The sequence below is a fragment of the Haloferula rosea genome, from assembly GCF_016595525.1.
GTDB lineage: Bacteria > Verrucomicrobiota > Verrucomicrobiia > Verrucomicrobiales > Akkermansiaceae > Haloferula > Haloferula rosea.
In genome coordinates this window covers 176769-188728 of the sequence record NZ_JAENII010000003.1, presented here as the reverse complement: position 1 = coordinate 188728, position 11960 = coordinate 176769, and the positions used below count along the sequence as shown (strand labels likewise).

At 60.1% G+C, this 11960-nt stretch carries 13 protein-coding genes; 9 read left to right on the top strand and 4 right to left on the bottom strand.

Annotated elements, in window-relative coordinates; all coding sequences use genetic code 11:
• Positions 1–35 precede the first annotated feature (35 nt).
• Genes JIN81_RS05225 through JIN81_RS05215 form a run of 3 tightly spaced genes read right to left on the bottom strand, consistent with a single transcriptional unit; the run spans position 36 to position 2454 of the window.
• Positions 36–404 carry a four helix bundle protein gene (locus tag JIN81_RS05225; RefSeq protein ID WP_200277324.1) on the bottom strand — a complete coding sequence of 123 codons (369 nt, stop codon included), beginning with the start codon at positions 402–404 and terminating at the stop codon, positions 36–38.
• Positions 405–455: 51 nt separating this feature from the next.
• Entirely contained in the window at positions 456–1346 is an 891-nt protein-coding gene (locus tag JIN81_RS05220) for a DUF58 domain-containing protein (protein ID WP_200277323.1), read from the bottom strand.
• A 58-nt stretch (positions 1347–1404) separates the two neighbouring features.
• Complete coding sequence (locus JIN81_RS05215) at positions 1405–2454, bottom strand: AAA family ATPase (protein WP_200277322.1); 1050 nt, start codon at positions 2452–2454, stop codon at positions 1405–1407.
• Positions 2455–2708: 254 nt separating this feature from the next.
• Here JIN81_RS05215 and rpsM point away from each other — a divergent pair, with 254 nt between their 5' ends.
• From rpsM to JIN81_RS05170, 9 genes are all read left to right on the top strand, one after another.
• Positions 2709–3077 carry a 30S ribosomal protein S13 gene (gene rpsM, locus JIN81_RS05210; RefSeq protein ID WP_200277321.1) on the top strand — a complete coding sequence of 123 codons (369 nt, stop codon included), beginning with the start codon at positions 2709–2711 and terminating at the stop codon, positions 3075–3077.
• Positions 3078–3109: 32 nt separating this feature from the next.
• Positions 3110–3763, top strand: coding sequence for a 30S ribosomal protein S11 (rpsK, locus tag JIN81_RS19555; protein ID WP_343217931.1), 654 nt, complete (start codon positions 3110–3112; stop codon positions 3761–3763).
• A gap of 24 nt (positions 3764–3787) precedes the next feature.
• Positions 3788–4402 carry a 30S ribosomal protein S4 gene (rpsD, locus tag JIN81_RS05200; RefSeq protein WP_200277320.1) on the top strand — a complete coding sequence of 205 codons (615 nt, stop codon included), beginning with the start codon at positions 3788–3790 and terminating at the stop codon, positions 4400–4402.
• A gap of 183 nt (positions 4403–4585) precedes the next feature.
• Complete coding sequence (locus JIN81_RS05195) at positions 4586–4744, top strand: hypothetical protein (RefSeq protein WP_200277314.1); 159 nt, start codon at positions 4586–4588, stop codon at positions 4742–4744.
• Positions 4745–4911: 167 nt separating this feature from the next.
• Positions 4912–6444, top strand: a complete 1533-nt coding sequence (gene zwf / locus JIN81_RS05190; RefSeq protein ID WP_200277313.1) for a glucose-6-phosphate dehydrogenase — start codon at positions 4912–4914, stop codon at positions 6442–6444.
• Between the two features lie 14 nt (positions 6445–6458).
• Entirely contained in the window at positions 6459–7568 is a 1110-nt protein-coding gene (locus tag JIN81_RS05185; protein ID WP_200277312.1) for a glucose-6-phosphate dehydrogenase assembly protein OpcA, read from the top strand.
• A gap of 128 nt (positions 7569–7696) precedes the next feature.
• On the top strand, positions 7697–9418 hold the full coding sequence (locus JIN81_RS05180; RefSeq protein WP_200277311.1) for a diflavin oxidoreductase: 1722 nt from the start codon (positions 7697–7699) through the stop codon (positions 9416–9418).
• A gap of 46 nt (positions 9419–9464) precedes the next feature.
• Positions 9465–9914: a hypothetical protein gene (locus tag JIN81_RS05175; RefSeq protein ID WP_200277310.1), complete on the top strand. Its 450-nt coding sequence runs from the start codon at positions 9465–9467 to the stop codon at positions 9912–9914.
• Between the two features lie 165 nt (positions 9915–10079).
• Complete coding sequence (locus JIN81_RS05170; RefSeq protein ID WP_200277309.1) at positions 10080–10679, top strand: transposase; 600 nt, start codon at positions 10080–10082, stop codon at positions 10677–10679.
• A gap of 166 nt (positions 10680–10845) precedes the next feature.
• Here JIN81_RS05170 and JIN81_RS05165 read toward each other — a convergent pair whose 3' ends face one another.
• Positions 10846–11847 (bottom strand): glycosyltransferase family protein, encoded by a 1002-nt coding sequence (locus JIN81_RS05165; RefSeq protein WP_200277307.1) that lies wholly within the window; start codon positions 11845–11847, stop codon positions 10846–10848.
• Positions 11848–11960: the final 113 nt, after the last annotated feature.

The window sequence follows — 11960 nt, the reverse complement described above, 5'->3', positions numbered from 1 at the left end:
ATGCCAAATTCCGAAGTGCCAATGCCCAAACTTGCTCAGCCTCCGGAGGATGATTTGTGGATTTTTGAGAAGATGCGGACGAGTTCGTCAGCTTCTTGGTAAAGGGACCTGAGTTCGTCTTTTGCGTCTTCAGCCGTGGAAGTGCAGCCGAGCAGTCGGAGCCACAGCTTCGATTCGCCAGCTTCCTTCTTTGCCACGCCGATGCGGTGGGCAAAGTCCTTTTTTGAGAAGGCATTGTTGGCTTCTGAATAGTTCGCAGCCACGGATCCCGAGGATCGCAGAACTTGATCCAGATCCTTCCATTGCGACTTGCTCCACGGATGGCCATTGACGCATTGGCGAACTCGAAGGGCGAACTGGAAAGTCCGTTCCTCGAGTTCGAAAGGTGGGTTGGACTCAGCCATGACTCTCTCAGTGTTGGCATTGAAACTTTGGCATTCGGAATTCGAAGGGCATCATTTTCCTTTGGGTAGCCTGGCGGTGAGGAATTCGCGCAGCAGGGGCTCCAAGGGGGTGTCGGTGGGGACGAGTTGGTAGTCGGCGTTGGCGTCGTGGCACTTGTCGCGGACCTTGGTCATGAACTCACCGAGGGCGGTCTGGTATTCCTCGGCGACGAGCGAGGGTTCTACGACGAGTGCCGTACCATCCTCGAGGTCGACGAAGCGGTGAGGGCGCTCGAAGTCGAACTTGATCTCCTGCGGGTCCATCAAGTGGAAGACCGAGATGTCGTGCTTCCGGTAGCGGAGGTGCTGGAGGGCGTCCGCCAGTTCGTCGGTATCCGTGAAGAGATCGGAAAGGATCACGACAAAGGCACGCTGGCCGATCTTCTCCGCGATCTGGTGGAGCGCCGGGACGAGTCCGGTCTCACCTTCCGGTTTGAGGTCCTTGAGGGTCTCGAAGATCCGCTGCAGGTGGGCGGCGCGCCGGCTGGGCGGGACCTCGAGGTGCAGCTTTTCCGTGCACAGCGAAAGTCCGGCGGCATCGCCCTGGTTGACCAGGAGGTAGGAGAGGGAGGCGGCGATCCGGCGGGCGTACTCGACTTTGGATTCGCCTTCGCCGGCGAAGTTCATCGAGCCCGATGCGTCGACCACGAAGTAGGCACGTAGGTTGGTGTCGGCTTCGAATTCCTTGATGTAGAACCGGTCCGACCGCGCGAAGGCCTTCCAGTCGAGGCGGCGGGTGTCGTCACCGGGCACGTATTTCCGGTATTCGGCGAATTCCACCGAGGAGCCTCGATGCGGAGACCGGTGTTTGCCGGCCACGTTGCCGACCATGGGCATGCGCGACTCCACGGGCAGGGCGCCGAGTCGCGAGAGCAGGTCGGAATCGAGGAAATCGTAGTTCATCAGGTGGTAGTGGATGACCTTCGGTCGGGAAACCCGGCCGATGGCGGGCCAATGTCGATCAGGCCTCGTCCATCTCCTTGATCAGTCTCTCGACGACCTTCTGCGATGTCATGCCCTGGGATTCGGCGGCGAAGTTCGTGAGCACCCGGTGGCCGAGGACCGACGGAGCGACCGCGGCGATGTCTTCAAGGCTGGCCATGTAGTTGCCGTGAAGCGCACAGCGGGCTTTCGCACCGAGAATGAGGTATTGGACGGCACGTGGGCCGGCACCCCAGGCCACGTAGTCGTTGATCCAGTCGGGTGACTCGGGCCGATTCGGGCGGGTCTTGCGTACGAGCGAGACGGCGTAGTCGTAGAGGTGCTCCGGCACTGGAACGCGACGGACCAGTGCCTGATAAGCCATCACCTTTTCGCCATCGAGCAGGTGGGAGAGCTGGGGTTTGGAAGAACCGGTGGTCGCGCGGGCAATTTGCTTTTCCTCTTCCGCAGACGGGTAGTCGACGTCGATCAGGAACATGAAGCGGTCGAGCTGGGCTTCGGGCAGCGGGTAGGTGCCTTCCTGTTCGACCGGGTTCTGGGTGGCGAGGACGAAGAATGGTGGCTTCAGGTCGTAGGTGCGACCGAGAACGGTCACCTTGAGTTCCTGCATCGCCTCCAGCATGGCGGACTGCGTCTTGGCTGGCGCACGGTTGATCTCATCCGCGAGTAGTAGATTGGCGAAGACCGGGCCCTTGACGAATTCGAACTCCCTTTTGCCGTCCGCGCCGGATTCCTGAATGATGTCCGTGCCGGTGATGTCGGCGGGCATGAGGTCGGGAGTGAACTGAATCCGGTTGAAGCTGAGGTCGAAGGTCTCCGCCACCGATGACACGAGCAGGGTCTTGGCCAGACCGGGGACACCCATCAGGAGGGCGTGGCCGCGGGCGAAGAGGCAGATGGCGAGCCGTTCGATGACCTCTTCCTGGCCGATGATGGCCTTGCTGAGCTCCTTCTTGAAGGCGGCGTAGGTTTGACCGAGTTCGTCGATCGCCGCCACATCGTCCGGGGGAAGCTGGGATTGAGAAGCAGAGGGGGATGGGGCGGGTGCGTCGGTTACGGTCTCTTCCATGAGTGGCTAGGATTCAGCTTTGCAGCGAAGCTAGGATCAGGCTTCGTTTTGTCGAGTCGCGAGGACAGCGGGTTTTTTCGCGAAAAGGAGGATTTCAGAGCCCGGATGGGGGAATCCGGTAATTTCGCGGGAAAATTGCGATTTCCCACTTGTCAGACCCTCCGCCTCTGCTAAACAGCCCGCCCGCTCCGCTATGGTGATCGACGACGTGTCGGCATCTGAGCGCGGCGGAATCCCGCTCACCACCGAGTATCATGGCACGAATTTTCGGCATCGAAATCCCCAACGAAAAGCGCATCGAAGCGTCTTTGCGGTATATTTACGGCATTGGCCCAACGACGGCTTCCCGCATTCTGGATCAAGCAGGCATCGACCCGAACCTGCGCACCGGACAGCTTAGCGAAGACCAGCTGGTCAAGATCGGCACGGTCATCCAAGGCGAAGGCATCATCATCGAGGGTGATCTCCGTCGTGAAAAACAATCTCAGCTCAAGCGTCTGACATCGATCAACTGCGTTCGTGGCATCCGTCACAAGCGTGGTCTTCCGGTTCGCGGTCAGCGCACTCGGACGAACGCACGCACCCGTAAGGGCAAGCGTAAGACCGTGGGTGTGAAGAAGTAATCCGGCTTATAGTCCACTAACAATCATCCAAGATGGCTGACGAAGAAACCAAGAACGAAACTCCGGCTGCAGAAGCTCCGGAAGAAGCAGTCGCAGCAACTCCTGCTGCTGAAGAGGCTGCTCCTGCCGCTGAGGCTCCCGCAACTGCTGAAGCTCCTGCCGCTGCCGAAGGCGAAGGTGCCGAAGCTCCGAAGGCTGAAGGTGCTGAAGCTCCCAAGGCTGAGGAAGGTGCTGCCGAAGGCGGTGCTCCGAAGAAAGAGGAGAAGCGCGACATTTTCGCTGAGCTCGCCGGTGCCGACGAGACTCAGATCAAGATTCACAAGGCGAAGAAGTCGAAGAACGTCACCAAGGGCATTGTCCACGTGACCGCGACCTTCAACAACACCATCGTCAGCGTGACCGACCCGAGTGGCAATGCCATCGGGTGGTCGAGCGCCGGCAAGATGGGCTTCCGCGGATCCCGCAAGAGCACGGCTTACGCCGCTCAGGTGGTGTCGCAGGACGCATGTCGTCAGGCCATGGGCCACGGTCTCAAGGAGGCTGAAGTCCGCGTCAAGGGCCCGGGTTCGGGTCGTGAGTCCGCGGTTCGTGCCGTCCAAGGCCTCGGAGTCGACGTCACCGGGATCAAGGACGTGACCGCCATCCCTCACAACGGCTGCCGTCCGAAGAAGGCGCGCCGCGTTTAATCCAACCGATCACTTTTTAGAATCATGGCTCGTTATACCGGACCCCGCGCAAAGCTCAGCCGCCGTTTTGGCGTTGCTCTCTTTGGCTCCACCGCAAAGACGCTTGAGCGTCGCCCGTTCCCACCAGGCCAGCACGGTCTGCGTGCCGGTCGCAAGAAGAAGAGTGATTACTCGATCGCTCTTGGTGAGAAGCAGAAACTCCGTTTCATGTATGGAGTGCTCGAGAAGCAATTCCGCTCCTACTACGAAGAGGCTGCAAGCCGTCGTGGTGTGACCGGTGAGATCCTTCTTCAACTGCTTGAGACCCGTCTCGACAACGTTTGCTTCCGTCTTGGATTCGGCAACAGCCGTGCTGCTGCCCGCCAGATCGTCAATCACGGCCACGTGCTGGTGAACGGTCAACGCGTCGATATCCCAAGCTACCAAGTGAAGCCTGGCGACAAGATCAAGATCGGTGGCAAGGCCTCCTCGCAGCAACTTGCTCTTCGCATGATGGACCTGACCCAGTCGGTGCCACTTGTGGATTGGCTGACAGTGGACCGTGAGTCCATGGAAGGCACCGTCGAGCGTGTTCCTGAGCGCAGCGACATCGATCCGATCGTCAACGAGCAGCTCATCGTTGAGCTCTACTCGCGCTGATCGGCTTCGATCATCTCGATTTCCAAGAAGCGTCCGGAGGAAACTCCGGGCGCTTTTTGCGTTTGAGTGCCGTGCCCGGATTGTCTGGCGCTTCCTTGACGCCGTCGGTCACGACCTCTAGGTCTGGGGCTTCCGTCTGGTGGTGACCTCGAATCCACCGGTTGTCTGCGCCCTTGGAGGGCCATGAAATCCAGAGGTATCCACCTCGGACAGCACGAGGTGAGCTTCTGCGATCGACCACGCGCGATCGACGCGTGGACGAGATATGATCGATTGCTGGATCATCTTGAGGGACCGGACCCCGACCGGCCGTCCACCGATGGCATCCGGTTCGAGGCATGATCCATGCGGGAAATGGCAGGGGTTTTGATGCTCTGTGGTGCTTTGAAATGCCGTGCTCATGAGGGTGGAATCCGCGCCGTGAAACCTGTTCATCGTTCGGGTGACGAGATTTCGCCTCCATTTGACTTTCCCAAGCGGGGAAGATGAGCGAAACCCCGGGCCCGCGCATGAGTAATCCTTTCCGAGAAGACCTCGTCTCCCGTAGCCGTCCTCAGCCCTGCACCGTCGTGATCTTCGGTGCCACCGGTGATCTGACCCACCGCAAGCTGGTTCCGGCCCTCTACAATCTCGCCGTTGACGGCGAACTTCCCCACGGCGTCAAGATCGTGGGCTTTGCACGTCGTGACAAAGCTGACGATGAGTTCCGAGCTGGATTGGAAGAGCTGAACCGCAAGGTTTCGCGTTCCGGTCACGACGATGAACTCTGGGGCAACTTCGTGCAGAGCATCACCTATCACCGCAGTGAGTTCACGGATGCGGATGGCTACCAGCGGCTTTCCGAGCGCTTGGACGAGATCGACCGCGAATGTGGTGGCAAGGGCAACCGCTTGTTCTACATCGCGAGTGCTCCCGATTTTTTCGACGACATTCTTGAGAACCTGAAGGCGGCGGGCTTGAACAAGGCGAGCGACGGGTGCTGGGCACGCGTGATTGTTGAGAAGCCATTCGGGACCGATCTGGCGACGGCACGGCACCTCAATGAGGTGGTCAGCCGGACCTTCGAGGAACGCGATACCTTCCGTATCGACCACTACCTCGGCAAGGAGACGGCGCAGAATCTCATGGTGCTGCGTTTCGCCAACTCGATCTTCGAGCCGCTTTGGAACAACCGCTACATCGACCAAATTCAGATCACCTGTGCGGAGAACCTTGGCATGGAAGGCGGACGTGGGGGCTACTACGACACGGCGGGAGCCCTGCGCGACATGGTGCAGAACCACCTGCTGCAGTTGATGAGTCTGGTCGCAATGGAGCCTCCAACCGATCTCAGTGCGGATGGCGTGCGTGACGAGAAGGTGAAGGTCATTCGTTCGCTCCGTCAGTGGGACACGCCGGAGAAGGTGGCAAAGAATGTCGTGCGCGGTCAGTATCAGGCTGGCTACGTCGATGGTGAGTCGGTCCCCGGCTATCGTGAAGAGGACCGCGTGGATCCCGAGAGCATGACGGAGGCCTACGTGGCGCTCCGTCTGATGGTCGATACCTGGCGCTGGAGCGGCGTGCCGTTCTACATCCGGATGGGCAAGCGCCTGCCGAAGAAGGCGACCGAGATTTCGGTGCATTTCAAGTCGCCGCCGAGCGTGCTATTCAACACCCAGGGATCGAGTGCGGCCGAGTCGAACGTGCTGGTGATCCGCATCCAGCCGGACGAGGGTATTTCGCTGCGGACGGTCTCGAAGATCCCCGGCACGAGCATGAGGCTCGAGCCGGTGAAGATGGACTTCCGCTATGCCACCAGCTTCGGCAAGGGGAGCCCTGAAGCCTACGAACGTCTGCTGCTTGATGCGATGGCGGGTGATGCCACCTTGTTTGCGCGCCGTGACGAAGTGGAGGAAGCCTGGAAGTTCATCGATCATATCGAGCACGCCTGGCACGAGAGCGAAGAACCGCCTGTGATGGCCGAGTTCGTCGCCGGGACCTGGGGTCCGAAGGAAGCGGATGACCTGTTGCGCGAAGACGGCCATGCATGGCGCCGACTGTGACCCTCGCTGCCACCATGAGTGAAGAATTTGAATATCATCCCGAGCTGGGCCGGAAGGTGCCGGTGGGCGAGATCGATCGCGAACTCCGCCGTCTGTGGGCGGAGGATGATGCACGCACGAATGCCTCGCTGATCAATCTGGCGATCTACACCGAGCGCCGTGGTGCGCTGGTGGAGAATTCGCAGGCGATTCGTGAACTGACGCGTGAGCATGCTTGCCGCGCGCTCCTGATCGGCATCAACCGCGAGGCTCCCGAAGCGTCGATCGAAGCTTGGATCACGGCGCACTGTCACCTGCTCAACGGGCAGAAGGCGGTATGCTGTGAGCAGCTGGCGTTTGCGCTCAAGGGGCGGGCTACCGGACGCCTGCGGAATACGGTTTTCGCCCACCTCAACTCGGACCTGCCGCTGACCTTCTGGTGGCAGGGGGAATTGAGCCCGATCTTCACCGAGCGCCTCTACAGCCTGGTGGACCGGTTCATTCTCGACAGTTCCGAGTGGGCGGATCCGGTGTCGTCCTTTGCGCGGGTGCATGAAGCGGCCGCTCAATCGGATGAATTGATCATTCAGGATCTGTCGTGGACCCGGAGTTACCAGTTCCGCGTTTCCGTGGCGGCCTTGTTCGACGATCCAGTGGCTTCCGCAGGTCTGAGTTCGATTTCCAAGGTGGAGATCGTTCACCACCCGAAGCATCGGATGGCAGCGCTCCAGTTGCTGGCCTGGCTCTCGGTGCAGGCGCGTTGGCGCCCGGGCATGGAGCTCAGTCTGGCCGATGCGCGCCGCACGGACGAGACCGAGGGCTTCTCATTCGAATCGCGGGAGGGCGTCGCCGTGGTGGCTTCGCTTCGCGCCAGCGAGTCATCGGCCCCGCTGGGCAATCTCAGTCTCGAAGGCGAGGGCCTGAAGGTCGAAGTGCACCGCGAGGCGGGATCCGATCGTCTGAGCCGCAGGCTCGATGCGCCGGGGCACAAGGTGGAGACCCACGGGCCGGTGAATTCCGACGATTCCCTCGGATTGGTCGGCGAACAGCTGTCCCGCGGCGGCAAAAATTCCCTCTACCGAAAGATTCTCCCTCGATTCCTGACCATGCTGTCCGAGCACGATTGGCATGAGTCCGGGTCATAGCCTGAAAAAGAACCACGATCCATGCCTCAGGCTGGCATGAAACGGGCTTGATTGGACCTAAATTGCGTCCCATGTTCCGCCGCCCGCAGAGGGCGGGAAAGTTTCCGCGATTATTCTACTCATCCAAAATGATTCGACTCCCAGAAGACGCCCCATTCACCACTGAGCAGCGTGCTTGGCTGGAAGATTTCCTGACCAAGACTCTGGCTGGTGTTTCGATTCCTGCAGCTCCCACCGGCCCGGCGGTTCCCGTCACGGTGCTTTGGGGTTCCCAGACCGGAAATGCGGAAGGCTTGGCCAAGAAATTGGTGAAGCGTCTCAAGAAGGGGAATTTCGAACCGGAGATGCACGATATGGGCGCCTATGATCGCTCGCGTCTGCCGGAGGAGAAGAACCTGCTCATCATCACGTCGACCTATGGTGACGGTGAGCCACCCGATAATGCCGCGGATCTTTACGAGTGGATCCTTTCCGATGAAGCGCCGAAGCTTGAGGGGGTGTCTTATTCGGTGCTTTCGCTGGGTGACACCAGCTACCCGGACTTCTGCAAGTGCGGGATCGATTTCGACGAACGTTTGCTCGCCTTGGGAGCCACCCGGATCTCAGATCGCGTCGACAGCGATGTCGACTTCGATCAGCCGTTCAAGGAGTGGTCGGAGGCGGTGGTCAGTGTGCTGGCACCCGAGTTCGAAGTGGTGCAGGACCCGACCGCGCTCGATCAGGAAGAAGATGGATATTCGAAGACCCGGCCTTTCCCGTCGACGATCCTCAACAACTACAACCTGAACACCGGCGGCGAGAAGGAGACCCACCATATCGAACTCTCCCTGGAAGGATCCGAGCTAACCTACGAAGTGGGTGATGCACTCGGCCTGGTGCCCGAAAACGACCCGGCCGTGGTCGACGAGATTCTCGCCAACCTTCCTTTCAACACGAATACCGAGGTGCCGCTTCCGGATGGGCGTGAGGGTGACCTCCGCGAAGCGCTGATTTCCCACTACGATATCGGGACGATCAACAAGCCTCTGATCCAGAAATGGCAGGAGCGCAGTGGCTCGCCATACCTCCGGTCGCTGGTGGAAGCCGATGACAAGGCCGCCTACGCCGACTTCTGCTGGGGGCGTGATCTGATCGACCTCGTCTGTGATCACCCAGCCGACTTTTCGGACGGTGAGGATTTCGTGGGCGTGCTCAAGAAACTGCAGCCACGCCTGTATTCGATTGCTTCCAGCCCGAATGCCCATCCGGGTGAGGTTCATCTCTGCGTGGGCATCGTTCGCTACGAGTCTCATGGGCGCAAGCGGGGTGGCATTTGCTCGACCTTCCTTTCGGATCGTTCCGAAGGGCTCACGCCAGGCGTGTTCGTGCACAGCAACAAGGCATTCCGTCTGCCTGAGAGTGGGGACACGCCGCTCATCATGGTGGGGCCGGGAACGGGCATCGCTCCCTTCCGCGCCTTCCTTGAAGAACGCAAGATCTCCGAGGCCGCAGGCAAGAACTGGCTGTTGTTCGGCAATCCCCACCAAGCGACCGACTTCCTCTACCAGGAGGAACTCGAAGGCTTCGTCGCGGATGGCACACTCCAGCGTCTCGACTTGGCCTGGTCCCGTGATCAGAAGGACAAGGTCTACGTTCAGCACCTGATGGTGGAGCATGGCGCCGAGCTCTGGAATTGGTTGCAGGAAGGCGCTGCCTTCTACGTGTGCGGTGACGCATCGCGGATGGCCAAGGACGTCGACGACGCTCTGCATGCGGTTGCTGAGAAGCACGGTGGCATGAGTGCGGAAGAGGCGGTTGAATTCGTCAAGCAACTCAAGAAGGACAAGCGCTACCAGCGCGACGTCTACTGATCGGATTTTCTAGGCATCCATCGGATTCCAAGTTAGTGCATCGGTGATGAAAGCATCGTGGATATTGGCGATCGGAGCGTGTGGGTTGATTGTTTCCTGTGACAAGGAAGAGCCGCCCAAGGCTGAAATCGTGGTGGAGCCCGCTGCTGAGGCGGCGCCTGCGACTCCACCCCCGGCTGCGGGGATTCCCGTGGAGGGAGAGAGCGAGGAGGCCGAGGAACCTGAAGAGGATTCTCCCACACCGGGAGAGCGCCTTGATGGTGCGATCGAAAAAACCGGCGATGGCCTGAAGGTCGCAGGTGAGAAGACCAAGGAAGGTGTCGGAGTCGCCCTGGAGAAAACCGGTGGGGCACTTGAGACCGCCGGGGAGAAGACCGAGGAAGGCCTCCGCAAGGCAGGTGATGCGACTGGCCGGTGGCTGAAACGGGTCGGGGAGAAAATTGAAGACGCTGCGACCCCGGAGGACGAGGAAGTCGCGGAAGATCCCGAGCCGTAAGGGGTGGTAAAGGGTGCGGGCGATCCGGCCCACAGAAGTGAGGGTTGGGGCTGAGGAATCGGAGGAGTGGGTTGGGGAACCGGGTTGGTTGGTTGTTCAGCGGGCAGGATTGCCCACTCTCCTTACGGGCTTGATGATGGGGTGTTGCGCGGGTGTCATTCGAGTATGAGTGAGTTCTTCGATCCTTCGAAGGAGGTTTGCAAGCATGGCAAGAGACTGCCGCATTGGCAGCAGGGGGAGGTCATGCAGTTCGTGACATTCCGGCTTGGCGATTCGATGCCGGAAGCGAAACTGAGGAAGTGGTCGCAGGAGAGGAAGGTGTGGCTGGGTCACCATCCGAAGCCATGGGAGGATGCCACGGAGAAAGCCTATCACGAGAGGTTCACTCGGGAGATGGAAGACGGATTGGATGCTGGCTACGGATCGTGTTTGCTTCGAAGCAAGGAGTATCGGAAGCAGTTGGAAGCTGTCCTGCTGTATGATGAAGGGGTGATGGTGGAGCATCACGCATGGGTCATTATGCCGAATCATGTTCATCTACTGTTCCGGCCTATGGCTCCGATCGCAGACCTGTTGCGCAAGTGGAAGGGAATCTCAGCCCGGAAGATCGGTCAGGGGGGGATCTGGCAGCGAGGATACCGGGACACTTTGGTACGAGACGGGCGCCACTTCATGAACGCGGTTCGATACATCCGGCGAAACCCACTGAAGTTGAAAGCCGGGGACTTCACTTTGTGGGAAAGCGAGCGCGCCAAAAATGTGTAGGGAGTGCGGGCGATCCCGCCCGCAGAAGTGAGGGTTGGGGCTGAGGGATCGGCGGAGTGGGTTGGGGAACCGGGTTGGTTGGTTGTTCAGCGGGCAGGATTGCCCGCTCTCCTTACGGGGTGCGGGTTATGCGGAGTGGGTTGGGGAACCGGGATTGGTGGCTTGTTCAACGGGCAGGATTGCCGGCTCTGCTGATGCCATCGACGATGATTCTGGCGACTTCGGTGCCGGAGTAGTCACGGTGGTTCCGCTCCCAGCCTTTGCGCGCGATGGCGACCCGCTCGTCGGTGGCGCTGGCGAAGTGGCGCACTCGTTCGACAAGGTCGTCGATGGTGTTGTAGTAAACGATTTCGTCTTCAGCGTAGAGCTTCTCAAGTCCTGCACCCTGGGGAGTGAGGGTGAGGATGCCGTTGCCCATCAACTCGGCGATGCGTGACGATGAGTAGAGCTCGACATCGTTGCGGCGCGAGAGGTTGAGCGCCATCTTGGACTTGCGAATGATCTGTTCCTTTTCCCAGCCCATGATGAGCGGTTGGTCGAGGCATCCGTAGTAGCCGACCCGGAGGTCGGGCAGGCGGTCACGGAGGTCCTGGAGAAACGCACGCCGGTCGGGTTGGCCCTTGTCGCGGCCGAAGAAGAGCAGGTCGTGAACGATCTCTTCCTCGGGGGTCTCGAATGCACGGTGGCATTCGATGCCGGCATCGACGGCACTCGGGATGAAATGGGTCGGGCAATTCGGGGTGGCGAAGGACTCCAGCAGCGGGCCGCCGGTCGAGCAGAACAGGCCGTCGAGCAATGAGGTCCGCTCGCGAAGGTGCTGGGTCGGCTCTTCGTCCCATAGCGGGTCGACATACCACAGGCCAATTCGGATGTCGGGCAGGATGGCTCGGATTTCTCCCAAAGTTTCGGCGGAGATGTATTGGGCATGCCCGAGGATCAGCAGGTCCGGGTGGACGTTCCGGCAGGTTTCGAGCAAAGCCTTGTTCGCCTTGCCCTTGCCGAAGGTCTTGCTGCCGGTCGGCGACAGCATGCGGGCGCGGTCGTTGATCGAGAACGGGTAGACGAAGTGTCCGAGCCGGATCAACCCGTGATGGATCTTCTGATCCTGGTTCCACAGGTGCGCCCCGTCCTTGTCGAGTTGGAGATTGGCGGCATGAACGATGCGCATGGCCTTCATCCTCAAACCCCCAAGCGCGGAGATCAATGGCCAAAATCCCCGGATGCAGGGCAGGGTGGTCGGTGGTTCGCCGATGCATCGGCGGTGATTTGAGGTTTGATGTT

Bases quoted from the DNA above. Each gene is read 5' to 3' on its own strand.
- JIN81_RS05225 (WP_200277324.1), bottom strand. From the start codon at position 404: ATGGCTGAGTCCAACCCACCTTTCGAACTCGAGGAACGGACTTTCCAG.
- JIN81_RS05220 (WP_200277323.1), bottom strand. From the start codon at position 1,346: ATGAACTACGATTTCCTCGATTCCGACCTGCTCTCGCGACTCGGCGCC.
- JIN81_RS05215 (WP_200277322.1), bottom strand. From the start codon at position 2,454: ATGGAAGAGACCGTAACCGACGCACCCGCCCCATCCCCCTCTGCTTCT.
- rpsM (WP_200277321.1), top strand. From the start codon at position 2,709: ATGGCACGAATTTTCGGCATCGAAATCCCCAACGAAAAGCGCATCGAA.
- rpsK (WP_343217931.1), top strand. From the start codon at position 3,110: ATGGCTGACGAAGAAACCAAGAACGAAACTCCGGCTGCAGAAGCTCCG.
- rpsD (WP_200277320.1), top strand. From the start codon at position 3,788: ATGGCTCGTTATACCGGACCCCGCGCAAAGCTCAGCCGCCGTTTTGGC.
- JIN81_RS05195 (WP_200277314.1), top strand. From the start codon at position 4,586: ATGAAATCCAGAGGTATCCACCTCGGACAGCACGAGGTGAGCTTCTGC.
- zwf (WP_200277313.1), top strand. From the start codon at position 4,912: ATGAGTAATCCTTTCCGAGAAGACCTCGTCTCCCGTAGCCGTCCTCAG.
- JIN81_RS05185 (WP_200277312.1), top strand. From the start codon at position 6,459: ATGAGTGAAGAATTTGAATATCATCCCGAGCTGGGCCGGAAGGTGCCG.
- JIN81_RS05180 (WP_200277311.1), top strand. From the start codon at position 7,697: ATGATTCGACTCCCAGAAGACGCCCCATTCACCACTGAGCAGCGTGCT.
- JIN81_RS05175 (WP_200277310.1), top strand. From the start codon at position 9,465: ATGAAAGCATCGTGGATATTGGCGATCGGAGCGTGTGGGTTGATTGTT.
- JIN81_RS05170 (WP_200277309.1), top strand. From the start codon at position 10,080: ATGAGTGAGTTCTTCGATCCTTCGAAGGAGGTTTGCAAGCATGGCAAG.
- JIN81_RS05165 (WP_200277307.1), bottom strand. From the start codon at position 11,847: ATGCGCATCGTTCATGCCGCCAATCTCCAACTCGACAAGGACGGGGCG.